Raw genomic sequence first — 13,180 nt, 5'->3', positions numbered from 1 at the left:
CGTGTCCTGTGTCGGGCCGTCCGGAATAGCGCTGTGTCGCAGCGCAGCCGTGCACTCTGGGTGATCAGAAGATAACCGAATGCAACCACCCGTGGTCCGAAGTCACCAACTTTGGGGCCATATATCGGCATAGGGTGACAGGCTGGGGGCAAGCGTCGACCGGGAGCTTCCGGGGCGGCGCTAGTCTCAGTCGGGTGGAGATCGGCGTCGAGCGTGGTGAGCGGGGCATCGTCCCGCCCGGCATCGATCCGCGTGATCTGGACCCGGTGTCCGAGCCGCCGCTCGAAGACCTGGCCGACGCGTTCGTGGCGAACGCGGACTGGGGCGGGCTGGAGCTGGCCGGCATCAGGCTGACCCGCTGCTACCTCACCGACGTCGACCTGACCGAGGCGGACTGGCGCAACGTGCGCCTGACCGGGTGCGTGCTCGACCGGGTCGACCTGACCAGTGCGTACCTTCGCGGCCTGACGATCGACCGCTGTGAGCTGATCGGCTGCCGGCTCACCGGCGCGCAGCTCTTCGACGCCACGCTGCGCGACGTGACCTTCGAGGACTGCCGGCTGGACTTCGCGGTCTGGGAGGCGGTCACCGCGACGGGCCCGGTCGCCTGGGCCGGATGCGACCTGAACAAGGCGTCGCTGACCCGGTGCCGGCTGACCACCGCGACGTTCACCGACTGCCGGCTGGCCGACCTGGAGTTGGCCGACTGCGACCTGGAGGGCGCCGACCTGCGCGGCAACGACCTGTCCCGGATCAACGGCGTGCCCAGCCTGTACGGCGCGCGGATCTCGCACGGGCAGCTGGCCGACATCGCGCAGCTCGCGGTCCGTGACCTCAACCTCGAGGTCGGCGACGACGCGGTCAGCTACCGCGCGGAGCAGTGAAGCTGGGCGTGACGACCGCGCCCTGCCGGTGGAAGTCGAAGACCGGGTGCCGGGCGTAGTCGACGGCCCGGTCGATGCAGTCGGTCAGGTCGTCGATCTGCACGAACCAGGGTGCCTGCACCGTGTGCACCTCCCACGGCGTGTCCTGGACCGCGCAGAGCAGCATCCAGCCGGGTGGGCGCAGGCAGTGGCCGACCGCGTGCTCGTAGTGCACCTCGGTCAGGTGCCGGTCCAGCTCCGCGTGGTGTTCGGGCCAGAACGAGGTGGCGAAGACCGCACCCCAGTCACTGCCGGTGTACGCGGACGCGCCCTCCCGCCCGAAGATCCGGATCTCCCGCTCGCCCGTGGACGCGATGGTCCCGATGGCGGAGGCGGTGAAGTAGACGTCGCCGAGCAGCAGCACCGTGCGGTCGTCGGTGGCCCACAGGTCGCGGGTGGACGCGTACTCGCTGGGGTAGTCGCCGGCGCGCACGTGCCGGGTGATGCCCGGCAGCGCGGAGAGCACGTCGTAGCGCGGATCGTCCGGCAGCGTGACGTGCACGTCGTCGCTGATCGAGCGCGCCTGCTCGATGGTGTGGGCGAGCAGTGGCGCGCCGTCCAGCGGCGCGAGCTGCTTGGGCACGCCGAGATGGTTCGCCCACTTCGGGTCGTCCCCGTCGGACGCCGCGATGATCATCCGCACCGCACACCCCCCCAGTCTCTTCACGAACCTGCAGACCGGGGGTACGCCCAGATTATCCCGAAAGATCAAAGCCGTTCGCGGTACGGGAAAGAAGACCCGCTGGATCCCGCCGTCCGGCCGCTTCCCCGATGCCGAACCCGTGCCCGGGGTCAGCCACGGTTCTGCGCGTCCTGTACGGCCCCGAACACGGAGATGACGCCGGAGCCTGCGGTGTTGCCGGCCGGGCCGCAGGCGGTGCTCTGCCCGGTGACCGGTGAGGCGTTGACGGTGACCAGCTGGCGGGTGAGCGGCAGGTCGCCGATCAGCGCCGGGTTCGCCGACCAGATCAGCGCGACCTCGCCGGCCACGTGCGGCGTCGCCATCGAGGTGCCGCTGTTGCGGGCGTAGGTGCCGCCGGGCATCGCGGAGAGCACGTTGTCGCCGGGCGCCATCACGTCCGGCTTGACCGCGCCGCCCTCGGCCGGCCCCCGGCTGGAGAAGTCGGTCACCTCGCCCTGGTCGTCGACCGCGCCCACGGTCAGCACGTCCGGATAGAGCGCGGGCGGATCGTCGACCGAGTCGCAGGACGGCCCGGTGTTGCCGGCCGCGGCCACGAACATGATCCCGGCCGCCGCGAACGCGGCCGTCGCCCCGGCCAGCGTGGCACTGGTGCAGCCCTCGATGTCCGGGCAGCCCCACGAGTTCGTCAGCACGTGCGGCGCGCGCTGTGGCCGCCCGTCCGCGAACGGGTCGCCGCCGGCCGGGAACGGCGCCAGCATGAACTGCAGGCAGTCCAGGTACCGGGCCGGGCTGCCGAGGTTGCGGTCCAGGTTGACGCAGCCGACCCACTGCGCGTCCGGTGCCACGCCGATCCCGTTCGCGCCGACCGCGGAGCCGATCGTGTGCGTGCCGTGCCCGCCGTGATCCTGCGGCACGGTGGTGTGGTTCCACGGGTCGAACCAGGAGTCGTCGCCGCCCCGGAACCCGTCCCGCAGCGCCGGGTGCTCGCCGTCCACGCCGGAGTCGGACGTGCCGACCACGATCCCGGCACCGCGCACGCCGATCTCCCAGGCCGCCGGCGCCCGGATCATCTCGATCGCCGGCGTCGGCCCGGCCGGTGCCGCGACCGAGCCGGTGCTCGTCTCGATCGGCGCGGGCAGCGGGCGCAGCAACGGGCTCGGCCGCACCTCGGCCACGTCGTCGCGCGACTCCAGCCAAGCGCGGACTCCGGCGCCGGCGTCCACCTCGATCGCGTTGACCAGGTAGTACGGCGTGTAGTCCAGGCCCAGCCGGTCCAGTGCCTCGCGCAGGTCGCGCTGGCCGGACTCCGCGTGCGTGACGAGCGCGCGGTAGACGTCGGCGGCGCGCGCGTCCCGGCCGGCCTGCCCGGTGCGGGTCCGGTCGATGCCGGAGAGGTCCGGCTGGTCCGCCATCACCACGAAGAGCCGGTCGCCGTAGAGGCCGGGCGTGCCCGGTACCGCGTAGACCGCGCCGGCCACGGCCAGCAGCAGCACCGCGACTCCGGCCGCGACCGGGGTGCCGGCCCGGCGCACGCCACCGCCCAGGATGAGGCCGTAGGCGAGGCCGGCGACCAGCGCGACCAGCCACATGCAGAGCGCGGCCACGCCGGTCCAGTACGGCACGTCCCGGCCGGTGAGCAGCAGCGTGATCTCCTCCGGGTCCACGAAGGCCAGCGGGCCGAACACGACCGGCGCGACCAGCAGCAGGACCGGGCCGCTGATCCGCGGCCGGCGGCCCGGGCGCGCGGGCCGAAGCGTGCGCGCGTGCGGCTGCAGCGCGGCGGCCGTGAACGCCACGATCGGGATCATCAGCATCGCCAGGTCGGTGCCGGCCTGACCGGCGCCGCCCGCGATCGCGGCCAGTGCCACGCCCGCGACCAGGCCGCCGACCAGCACCATCCGTGGGCCGCCGTGCCCGCCGTACGCGCGCCAGAACGGCTCGTCCAGCACCGCCGCGGCGAACCAGCCGATCGCGATCGCCGCGGCCGCGGCCAGCAACGTCTCGGTCAGGCCGCCGAGCGCGCCGGCCCAGAGCCACGGCGCCAGGATCGCCAGCCCGGCGCCGAGCGCCAGCAGCCGGACCGGCCACCTGCTGTCCATAATCGCTTCATTTGAAGAAGACGACTGTTCGGAAATTTCGGTCTTGCGGCGTCCGAAGAGTGTGAGCAGCAGCGCGCCGAGCGCCGCGACCACGGCCAGCGCCAGCAGGTAGACCTCGTGCTCCAGCGTCGGGACCAGCCGCAGCAGGCTGAACAGGCCGAGCGCGCCCGCGCCCAGCAGCCACGCGCGCCCGGCCGCCCGCACGCCCGGCGACCGCGGCAGCACCGCCACCAGCACGCTCGGGATCGCGGCCAGCACGGCCGCCACCACGCCGCAGATCGCGGCCACGCCGCCCGGCGCGTCACCGGTCGTGGCCAGCCCGAGCTGCTCCACGAACCAGCCGATCCACTGTGCGGCCACCGTGACGCCGGCGATCCAGATCCCGGCGAACACCGCACCGACCACCGGCCACGGATTGCCGCGCGGCGGCCCCGGATCCCACGGCGGTGGCGGCGCCCAGTACGGCACCGGCGGACCGGGATACGGCATCGGCTGTCCTGAGGGCGGAGGCGGGCCAGGCACAGTCATGATCCGCACAGTACGGCTACGGCCTCACGTGAGGGGAGTTACGGTGGGACACGTGCGTGACCCAGCCGTGTCTCGATACACCGCCGGCCAGCTCTCCCCGCTGCGCCGCGCCGCCGACCTCCGCCGCCTGCGCAGCGAGCGCTTCGACGTGCTCGTGATCGGTGCCGGCGTAACCGGCGCCGGCGCCGCGCTCGACGCCGCCTCCCGAGGGCTCAAGGTGGCCCTGGTCGAGGCGCGCGACCTGGCCGCCGGCACGTCCAGCCGCTCCTCCAAGTTGATCCACGGTGGCCTGCGCTACCTGGAGCAGCTGGAGCTGCACCTGGTGCACGAGGCGCTGACCGAGCGCGGCCTGCTCGCCACCCGGATCGCGCCGCACCTGGTGCGCCCGGTGCCGATCCTGGTGCCGCTGGAGGGCCGGGAGGGCCCGCGCGAGTGGCCCATGCGCGCGTTCCGCCGTGCCTACTACGGCGCCGGCGTCGCGGCCTACGACGTGTTCGCCGGCATCTTCGGTGGCGGTCGCGGCATGCCGCTGCACCGGCACCTGACCCGCACCGGCGCCCGCGAGATCTTCCCGAGCCTCCGGCCGGACGTGCTGACCGGCGCGATCCGCTACTACGACGGCCAGGTCGACGACGCGCGCCTGGTGGTCAACACCGCGCGCACCGCGGCCAGCCTCGGCGCGGCCGTGGTCACCAGCGCCCGGGTCACCGGACTGCTCCGGCAGGCCCGCGAGGTCACCGGCGTGCGCATCCGCGACATGGAGGCACCGGCCGGCTCTCCGGACGCGGAGTTCGAGGTCAAGGCGCGCACCGTGATCGCGGCCACCGGCGTGTGGAGCGACGACATCACGCGCATGCTGCGCGAGGTCGGCGTCCGGCCGGGGCTGCGGGTGCGCGCGTCCAAGGGCGTGCACCTGGTGGTGCCGCGCTCCGCGATCACCGGCGAGGCGGGGCTCATCCTTCGTACCGCCAAGTCGGTGTTGTTCGTCATCCCGTGGGGCGGGCACTGGATCATCGGGACCACGGACACGGACTGGGAGCTCGACCGGTCGCACCCGGCCGCGTCCGCGAGCGACATCCAATACCTCCTCGACGAGGTCAACAAGGTGCTCGACCGGCCGCTGAGCACGGACGACATCCAGGGCGTCTACGCCGGGCTGCGGCCGCTGCTGGCCGGCGAGGCCGACTCGACGTCCCGGCTGTCCCGCGAGCACGCGGTCGTCGAGCCGATGCTCGGGCTGCTGCTGGTCGCCGGCGGGAAGTACACGACGTACCGGGTGATGGCCGCGGACGTGGTCGACAAGGCCGCGCGCCGGCTCGGCCCGTCGGTGCGGCGCTCCCGCACCGACCAGCTGCCGCTGCTCGGCGCGGACGGTTACGCCGCTGCCTGGCGCGACCGGGCCGACCTGGCCCGCCGCCACGGGATGCCGGTCGGCGTGGTCGAGCACCTGCTGGAGCGCTACGGCACGCTCGCCATGCACCTGATCGCCATGATCGACGCCGACCCGCTGCTGGCCACGCCGCTGGCGGGCGCGCCGGAATACCTCGCGGTCGAGATCGCCTACGCCGCGCACGCCGAGGGCGCGCTGCACCTCGACGACGTGCTCACCCGCCGCACCCGCATCTCGTTCGAGACGCCGGACCGCGGCACCGAGAGCGCGGAGCAGGCCGCCGAGATCATGGGCTCGGTCCTCGGCTGGGACGAGGAGGTCCGCGCCCGCGAGGTCGAGCACTACCTGGCCCGGGTGGCCGCCGAGCGCCAGTCCCAGCTGATGCCCGACGACCTCACCGCGGACGCGGCCCGCCTCGGCGCCGCCGACGTCCGCGGCTTCGCCGCCGACCGCAACGAGGCCGACGCCGACCTCCCCCAGCTCTGAGCCCACCGGCCGGCCGCCGGTCGTCTATTGCCGCCCGCCGGTCCGTCCGGCTGGCGCGCCGTCCAGCAACGTTCGCCGGGCGTCTCGTCCGTGACCGGGGCGTCCCCCATGCTGTTGGAACAGCATGGGGGACGCCCCGAGCACGGGTTCTGTCCCCGGCGAACGCTCGTGGACAGCCCACCGATCCCGGTCACCGGCAAACGTGACCGGTCACCGATCCCGGTCACCGGCCACCGGCCACCGGCGATTCGGCTGCTCCCGCGATCACGATTGAGGTGCGCTGGTCTGTCGTGACCACGGCGGGACCGGTGCCCGCGGGAGCACTCGGAACGCGCCCACGCCGGAAACGGGAAATCCGCTTTTATAGTATTTTTCCCGGGTTGAGCAGACCCACGGGGTCGAGGGCGTCCTTGATCGCGCGTTGGACGCGCATGCCGACCGGGCCGGCCTCGCGCGCCAGCCAGTCGCGTTTGAGCAGGCCGACGCCGTGCTCGCCGGTGCAGGTGCCGCCGAGCGCGAGGCCCAGCTCCATGATCTCGTCGAAGACCGCGCGACCACGCGCCAGAATCGCCGGGTCGGTGCGGTCGACCACGATGTTCGGGTGCATGTTGCCGTCGCCGGCGTGGCCGACCGTGCCGACCGGGATGCCGTGCCGCTCGGCGATGCGTTCCACGCCGTCCAGCAGCTCGGCCAGGCGAGCGCGCGGCACCGCCACGTCGTCGATGATCAGCGCGCCGATGCCGGTGGGATAGGTCTCCGCGGCCAGTCTCTCCATCGCGGCGTGGGCCAGCCGGCGCGCCTCCAGCAGCGCGGCGGCCTCGGCCGCGTCCGTGGCCGCGAAGACCTCCTCCGCACCGGCCGCGAGGCACGCCGCCGAGATCCGGTCCAGGTCGGCGGCCGCGTTCGGGCCGGTGTCCGCGGCGGCCAGCAGCAGGGCGCGCGCGTCCGTGCGCAGACCCATCGGCCGGTACGCCTCGATCGCGCGCAGGTGCGTCCGGTCCAGCAGCTCCAGCAGGCTGGGGGAGAGGCCGGTGGCGGCGATCGAGGCCACGGCTCGGCCCGCGGCGGCGGTCGAGCCGAACACGGCGACCAGCGTCAGCGCCTCATCCGCGGGCGGGCGCAGCGCGAGCGTCACCTCGGTGATCACGCCGAGCGTGCCCTCGGAGCCGGTGAAGAGGCGGGTCAGGTCGTAGCCGGCCACGCCCTTCGCGGTGCGCCGGCCGGTGCGCAGCACCTCGCCGGAGGCGAGCACCACCTCCAGACCGAGCACGTACTCCGCGGTCACGCCGTATTTCACGCAGCACATGCCGCCCGCGTTGGTGGCCACGTTGCCGCCGATCGTGCTGGTCTGCCACGAGCCCGGGTCCGGCGGGTAGCGCAGCCCCGCCCGCGCCACCTCCGCGGCCAGCGTGGCGTTGACCACGCCGGGCTGCACCACCGCGATGCGGTCGACCGGGTCGATCTCCAGGATCGCGGTCATCGCGGTCGTGGACAGCACGATCGCGCCGTCCACCGCGTTCGCCGCGCCGGCCAGCCCGGTGCGCGCGCCCTGCGGCACCACCGGCACGCGCAGCTCGGACGCGATCCGCAGCACGTCGGACACCTGTGCCGTGCTGCGCGGCCGCACCACGACGGCCGGAACGCCGGAGTCGCACAGGTCGGCCTCGTCGTGCCGGTGCGCTGCGAGCAGGTCGGGGTCGGTCAGCACCGCCTCGGCGGGCAGCACCTCCGCCAATCGTGCGAGCAGGTCCGCCATCCTTCGACGGTACGGTGGAACAGTGATCTTCATTGACCCGCCCGCCTGGCCCGCCCACGGCCGGTTGTGGTCGCACCTGGTCAGTGACGAGTCCCTGGACGAGTTGCACGCGTTCGCCGCGCGGATCGGCGCGCCGCGCCGCGCGTTCGACCGGGACCACTACGACGTGCCGGCCGAGCGGGTGGGGACCGCGGTCCGGCTCGGCGCGCGACTGGTCTCCAGCCGGGAGATCGTGGCGGCGCTGCGCGCCTCCGGGCTGCGGAAGCCGAAGCACACGGTCAGGCGGTCAGCGCCGCCAGCTCCCGGCTGAGGTTGGCGCGGGCCGGTGCCTCCCAGCGCGCGGCCAGCTCCGGGTCGCGGAACAGTGCGGGCAGGCCGAGCAGGCCGCGCAGCACGGCCGCGCGCCCGAGGCGGAACAGCTCGTCCGGCACGTGGGCGTACTCACGGCGTACCCGCTGGGTGTAGAGCTCGTAATCGGCCGTGGGCCGGGCCAGCACCTCCAGGTCGGCGTCGCAGAGCAGCGCGCCGTTCGGGTCGCCGTCCGCGACCGCGTGCCCGGCCGTGAGCCGGACCAGCCGGGCGACCTCGGCGGTCGCGTCCGCACCCACGCCCAGCGCGGCCAGTTCGGAGGTCGCCAGGAGCGCGCTCGCCTCTTCGTTCGAAGAGCTGGTGGGGTCGTAGATCGCGTCGTGGAACCAGACCGCCAGCCGGACCAGATCCGGATCCCGGGCCTTCTCGGCGAACGAGTCCACGGTGGACAGCATCGAGGTCAGGTGTGCCTCGTCGTGGTACGCCCGGTGTGGCTCCCGCCAGCGTGCCAGCAGCGCCGCGCCCGCGCGGTCATCCGGGTCCGTGCCGCCCGCTCCGGCGAGCGCGCCGCGCCAGCCCGCCATCAGATCGAAGTCGCCCACCCGGCCATCCTGGCAGGAGAACGGCCATGATCGACGGTAGGGTCGGCGTCATGGGCAGCGCGCCGTTCGGTCAGCGGGTGGTCGACGTGGGCCGCAGGTCCGGCGGCACGTTCCGCGAGCGGCTCACGCGTGTGCGCGGCAACGCGGGCCTGGCGCTGCAGACCGGCGTGGCCGCCGGCATCGCCTGGCTGATCGCGAACGACCTGCTGCACCACCAGACGCCGTTCTTCGCGCCGATCGCCGCCGTGATCACGCTCGCGGTCTCCGTCGGTCAGCGGCTGCGCCGCGCGTTCGAGCTGGTGATAGGCGTGGCGCTGGGCATCGCGGTCGGCGACGCGCTGATCCTGCTGATCGGCACCGGTCCGTGGCAGATCGGTCTCTCCGTGGGCCTGGCCGTGGTCTTCGCGATCTTCCTCGGCGGCGGCTCGTCGCTGGTCGTGCAGGCCAGCTCGTCCGCGGTGCTGGTCGCCACGCTCACGCCGCCGACCGACGGCGTCTACCTGGGCAGGTTCTGGGACGCGCTGATCGGCGGCGCGGTCGGGCTGGCCGTGATGGCGCTGTTGCTGCCGATCAACCCGCTCACCGTGGTCATCCGGGCGGCCGGCCCGGCGCTGGACGTGCTCGCGCACGGCCTGCGGGACGCGGCCGCGGCGCTGTCCGCCGGTGATCCGGAGCGCGCGGCCGAGGTGCTGGACCGGCTGCGCGCGGCCGAGACCGACCTCAGCACGATGGACGAGGCGATCAAGGCGGGCCGGGAGAACGCCACGCTGGCCCCGGCGCGCTGGCGGGCCCGCGCACCGCTCGCGCAATACCTGGACAGCGCGCGGTACGTGGCGCACGCGCTGCGCAACAGCCGGGTGCTGGTCCGGCGGATCATCGCGATGCTGAACGACGGCGAGCCGGTGCCGCACACGCTCGCGGCCGGCGTCGGCGCGCTCGGCGAGGCGGTCGAGCTGCTCCGCACCGAGCTGGAGCTGGGCGTGGAGCCGGAGGCCGCCCGGGGCCGTGCGCTGAGCGCCGCGTCCGCGGCCGGCCTGGCCTACGCGGCGGGCGTGGGCTTCTCCGGTTCGGTGGTGGTGGCGCAGCTGCGGTCCACCGCGACGGACCTGGTCCGGGCGTCCGGGATCGAGCACGATGAGTCGATCCGGCTGGTCCGGCGGGCGTTCGGGCGCCACGCACCCGACCTGCCCGGGGACTCTCCGGACCTCTCATGATCTAGGCGTCCCCCAGGTCGTCGGGGGACGCCTCCGCCTCTCACCGCAGCGCGGAGATCAGCGCGTCCACGTCCGCCTCGGTGCTGCCCAGTCCGACGCTGACCCGCAGCGCGGTCGGCGGCAGCGTCAGGCCGGACCGCGCGGACGCCTCGGAGAGCAGTCGCTTGGCCAGCGGATGCGCGCAGAACAGCCCGTCCCGCACGCCGATGTTGTGCTCCCGGCCCAGCTCCGCCGCCACGTCGGACGAGTCTCGGCCGGCCACCGCGAACGACACGATCCCGACCCGCTCCGCGTCCGCGCCGAACGTGCGCAGCTCGACCACGCCCGGAATCGACGCCAGGCCCGCACGCAGCCGCGCGACCAGCCGATCCTCGTCCCGGCGCAGCGCATCCCGGTCCGCCACCTGCAGCTCCGCGCAGACCGCGGCCAGCGCCACCGCGCCGAGCAGGTTCGGCGTGCCGGCCTCGTGCCGGGCCGGGCCGGTGTTCCAGACCACGTCGTGCGTGCCGGCACCGACCCGGGCCGTGGCGCCGCCGCCGCGCAGGTACGGCTCGGCCGCGTCCAGCCAGTCGCCGCGTCCGGCCAGCACGCCGGCGCCGAACGGCGCGTACAGCTTGTGGCCGGAGATAGCCACGTAGTCCACGTCCAGCGCGCCGATGTCGACCGGCAGGTGCGGGGCCAGCTGCGCGGCGTCCAGCGCGATCCGGGCGCCGTGCCGGTGCGCGATCCGGGCCAGCTCCGCGACCGGCCAGACCTCACCGGTGACGTTGCTGGCGCCGGTCACCGCGACCAGGATGTGCGCGGGCGCGTTCGGGCCGCGGCGCAGCTCGGCCAGCGCGGCGCTGAGCGTGCGGACCGCCTCGGCCGGTGAGGACGGCACCGGCAGCCGCAGCGGGTGGCCGGGCCAGGGCAGCAGGTTCGCGTGGTGCTCGCCGCCGAACGTGACCACGGTGGTCCCGGCCGGCAGTGCGGCGGCCAGCAGGTTCAGCGCGTCCGTGGTGTTCCGCGTGAAGATCACGTGGTCCTCGGCGCGGGCACCGAGGAAGTCGCCGACGGTCTGCCGGGCCCGCTCGTAGGCGAGCGTGCAGCGCTGGGAGAGCGCGCCGGCGCCGCGGTGGACGCTCGCGTACCACGGCAGGATCGCGTTCACGGCCTCGGCGGCCGCGCTGGCACAGGGCGCGGTGGCCGCGTAATCGAGGTTGATCTGACCGGGCACGCCGAGCACGGTCGGCACGTGCGACTCGACCTGAACGGCGGCGGGGAACGTGATCGTGGACATGCGACGACCTCCGGGGTCTCCAGGGACCCCGAGCACACCGTCGGGAACGGGGTCCGCGCTTGCCCGTGCGGACCACCGCACAGGCCCGGTCATCACCCGGGGCACCCCACCGCGAACTGACGAGGGTTGCCGGCCAGCAAGCCGGGGCTTGATGCTGGCGCTCGTGACCTGACGGCAATGATAGCCATGAACGAGGTGATCGTGGCAAGCCCTCCGGCGGATACGCTGATCCTCATGTCGGAGATGCCACCGCAGCCGCAGTCCCTCCCGGCCGTGATGCCGCCCGCCGCACCCCGAGACCCGGCCCGGCGGAAGCGGTTCTGGCGTCTCGCCGGGCTCACCGCGATGATCGTGTTCATCGCGGCCTGTGCGATCGCGCTGACCGTCTTCCTCGGCTTCAACATCGGCGTCGACGGGCTGCTGCTCGGCACGGCCGCGGCGCTGCTGCCGGTGCCGGTGCTGATCGGCGCCTTCATGTGGCTCGACCGGTACGAGCCGGAGCCGGTCGGATATCTCGCGTTCTGCTTCGCCTGGGGTGCGTTCGTGGCGACCGGGACCGCGCTGCTGGTGAACTCCTGGTCGGCGTACCTCTTCGAGGGCTGGGGCCTGTCCGAGTCGCTGGTGGCGGTGCTGGTGGCGCCGTTCATCGAGGAGACGATGAAGACGCTCGGCCCGGTGCTGCTGCTCTGGCGGCGGCGGCGCGAGTGGTCCGGCATCACCGACGGCATCGTCTACTGCGGACTCTCCGCGATCGGCTTCGCCATGGTGGAGAACATCCTCTACCTGGGCGGCCACGGTTACGCGGCCAGCAACGAGCAGTACGGACCGGCCAGCGGCGCCCAGCAGCTCCTGTTGATCTTCATCGTGCGCATCCTGTTCACCGGCTTCGCGCACCCGCTCTTCACCGCGATGGCCGGCATCGGGCTCGGCGTCGCCGCCCGCACCGCCGCGCGGCCGGTCCGCTGGCTCGCGCCGATCGCCGGCCTGCTGGTCGCCATGATGATCCACGGCACCTGGAACCTGCTGCCGTCGCTGGTGGCCGCGACCGGCGAGACGGTCGTGCTGCTCTACGGCTACCTGGGCGTGATGATCCCGGCCTTCTTCGGCACGGTCGGCTTCGCGATCTGGCTGCGCGGCTGGGAGGGGCGGCTCACCGAGCGCACGCTCCCGGCGTACGTCCGGGCCGGCTGGCTCTCCCCGCCCGAGGTCGCCACGCTGAGCAGCCTCGGCCGCCGGCACGCGGCCCGCCGCTGGGCGAAGCGGGTGTCCGGGGACGCCGGGCTGCGCGCGATGCGCAACTTCCAGTTCGCCGCGACGAAGCTCGCGCTGCTGCGCGACGGCATGGACCGTGGGCTGTTCAAGCACGTGGCCGTGGCCGAGTCGGACGAGCGGGAGCTGCTCGACAAGATCACGGCGGAGCGCGCGGTCTTCGTCGGCCGGGACCCGCAGACGCCGCCGGCGCGCTGGGACGGTGAGCGGTACTACATCACGTTCCCGGACGGGGTGAGCCGGCCGGTCGACGCGCCCGCCTCGCCGGTGGTGCCGATCCCGATCACCACCTATTACAGGTAGAGGCCGATCCCGTCGGACTCGACGCGCTCGGCCGCGACCGCGTGCACGTCCCGCTCGCGGAGCAGCACGAACTCGCGGCCGTGCAACTCCACCTCGGACCGGTCGTCCGGGTCGAACAGCACCCGGTCGCCGGCCGCGACGGACCGCACGTTCGGCCCCACGCCGACCGCGGTGGCCCAGGAGAGTCGGCGGCCCATCGACGCGGTGGCCGGGATCACGATGCCGGCGGTGGAACGGCGCTCGCCTTCGGCACCGTCGAGGCGGACCAGGACGCGGTCGTGCAGCAGCCGGATCGGCAGCTTGGCGTCGTCGTTCACGACAGTTGACGCTACCCGCAGCCCGCCGGGCCTGGCGCGCGGGTGCGAGAGTGATCAAGGGA

The 13,180-nt window shown here is 73.8% G+C and carries 11 protein-coding genes and 1 riboswitch; of the genes, 5 read left to right on the top strand and 6 right to left on the bottom strand.

Going from position 1 to position 13,180, the window contains the following annotated elements; genetic code table 11:
- Positions 1-194: 194 nt before the first annotated feature.
- Positions 195-884: a pentapeptide repeat-containing protein gene (locus tag J2S43_RS33055; protein WP_306835832.1), complete on the top strand. Its 690-nt coding sequence runs from the start codon at positions 195-197 to the stop codon at positions 882-884.
- On the opposite strand, the gene J2S43_RS33050 is transcribed toward J2S43_RS33055, so the two are convergent.
- Both J2S43_RS33050 and J2S43_RS33045 read right to left on the bottom strand, forming a co-directional pair.
- Positions 862-1,560 carry a glycosyltransferase family protein gene (locus J2S43_RS33050; RefSeq protein ID WP_306835830.1) on the bottom strand — a complete coding sequence of 233 codons (699 nt, stop codon included), beginning with the start codon at positions 1,558-1,560 and terminating at the stop codon, positions 862-864. The two genes, J2S43_RS33055 and J2S43_RS33050, sit on opposite strands and share 23 nt — an antisense overlap.
- A 155-nt stretch (positions 1,561-1,715) precedes the next feature.
- Positions 1,716-4,154, bottom strand: a complete 2,439-nt coding sequence (locus tag J2S43_RS33045; protein ID WP_306835829.1) for a S8 family serine peptidase — start codon at positions 4,152-4,154, stop codon at positions 1,716-1,718.
- Positions 4,155-4,260: 106 nt separating this feature from the next.
- Between J2S43_RS33045 and J2S43_RS33040 the strand changes: the two genes are divergently transcribed.
- Entirely contained in the window at positions 4,261-6,069 is a 1,809-nt protein-coding gene (locus tag J2S43_RS33040) for a glycerol-3-phosphate dehydrogenase/oxidase (RefSeq protein ID WP_306839616.1), read from the top strand.
- 361 nt (positions 6,070-6,430) lie between these two features.
- On the opposite strand, the gene J2S43_RS33035 is transcribed toward J2S43_RS33040, so the two are convergent.
- The gene (locus J2S43_RS33035; RefSeq protein WP_306835828.1) at positions 6,431-7,825 is read right to left on the bottom strand and encodes an FAD-binding oxidoreductase; all 1,395 of its coding nucleotides are present in this window, start codon (positions 7,823-7,825) and stop codon (positions 6,431-6,433) included.
- A 22-nt stretch (positions 7,826-7,847) separates the two neighbouring features.
- Here J2S43_RS33035 and J2S43_RS33030 point away from each other — a divergent pair, with 22 nt between their 5' ends.
- Complete coding sequence (locus J2S43_RS33030) at positions 7,848-8,135, top strand: DUF4031 domain-containing protein (RefSeq protein ID WP_306835827.1); 288 nt, start codon at positions 7,848-7,850, stop codon at positions 8,133-8,135.
- Here the strand turns inward: J2S43_RS33030 and J2S43_RS33025 are convergent.
- Positions 8,104-8,736, bottom strand: a complete 633-nt coding sequence (locus tag J2S43_RS33025; protein ID WP_306835826.1) for an HD domain-containing protein — start codon at positions 8,734-8,736, stop codon at positions 8,104-8,106. The genes J2S43_RS33030 and J2S43_RS33025 overlap by 32 nt on opposite strands.
- A gap of 26 nt (positions 8,737-8,762) precedes the next feature.
- Here J2S43_RS33025 and J2S43_RS33020 point away from each other — a divergent pair, with 26 nt between their 5' ends.
- Positions 8,763-9,950, top strand: coding sequence for an FUSC family protein (locus J2S43_RS33020; protein ID WP_306835824.1), 1,188 nt, complete (start codon positions 8,763-8,765; stop codon positions 9,948-9,950).
- 40 nt (positions 9,951-9,990) lie between these two features.
- On the opposite strand, the gene J2S43_RS33015 is transcribed toward J2S43_RS33020, so the two are convergent.
- Positions 9,991-11,229: an aminotransferase class V-fold PLP-dependent enzyme gene (locus tag J2S43_RS33015; RefSeq protein ID WP_306835822.1), complete on the bottom strand. Its 1,239-nt coding sequence runs from the start codon at positions 11,227-11,229 to the stop codon at positions 9,991-9,993.
- Between the two features lie 50 nt (positions 11,230-11,279).
- Positions 11,280-11,398, bottom strand: a riboswitch (SAM riboswitch).
- Positions 11,399-11,463: 65 nt separating this feature from the next.
- Between J2S43_RS33015 and J2S43_RS33010 the strand changes: the two genes are divergently transcribed.
- Complete coding sequence (locus J2S43_RS33010) at positions 11,464-12,801, top strand: PrsW family intramembrane metalloprotease (RefSeq protein ID WP_306835820.1); 1,338 nt, start codon at positions 11,464-11,466, stop codon at positions 12,799-12,801.
- Here the strand turns inward: J2S43_RS33010 and J2S43_RS33005 are convergent.
- Positions 12,792-13,118, bottom strand: a complete 327-nt coding sequence (locus J2S43_RS33005) for a GroES family chaperonin (protein WP_306835818.1) — start codon at positions 13,116-13,118, stop codon at positions 12,792-12,794. The genes J2S43_RS33010 and J2S43_RS33005 overlap by 10 nt on opposite strands.
- Positions 13,119-13,180: the final 62 nt, after the last annotated feature.

This window comes from Catenuloplanes nepalensis (assembly GCF_030811575.1).
GTDB lineage: Bacteria > Actinomycetota > Actinomycetes > Mycobacteriales > Micromonosporaceae > Catenuloplanes > Catenuloplanes nepalensis.
Note: the sequence above shows the minus strand (reverse complement) of the source record. Positions and strands in the feature narration are given on the sequence as shown.

What these genes read in the sequence shown, in the direction of transcription:
- J2S43_RS33010 (WP_306835820.1), top strand. Translation starts at nt 11,464, where the DNA reads ATGTCGGAGATGCCACCGCAGCCGCAGTCCCTCCCGGCCGTGATGCCG.
- J2S43_RS33035 (WP_306835828.1), bottom strand. Translation starts at nt 7,825, where the DNA reads ATGGCGGACCTGCTCGCACGATTGGCGGAGGTGCTGCCCGCCGAGGCG.
- J2S43_RS33050 (WP_306835830.1), bottom strand. Translation starts at nt 1,560, where the DNA reads ATGATCATCGCGGCGTCCGACGGGGACGACCCGAAGTGGGCGAACCAT.
- J2S43_RS33015 (WP_306835822.1), bottom strand. Translation starts at nt 11,229, where the DNA reads ATGTCCACGATCACGTTCCCCGCCGCCGTTCAGGTCGAGTCGCACGTG.
- J2S43_RS33045 (WP_306835829.1), bottom strand. Translation starts at nt 4,154, where the DNA reads ATGCCGTATCCCGGTCCGCCGGTGCCGTACTGGGCGCCGCCACCGCCG.
- J2S43_RS33020 (WP_306835824.1), top strand. Translation starts at nt 8,763, where the DNA reads ATGATCGACGGTAGGGTCGGCGTCATGGGCAGCGCGCCGTTCGGTCAG.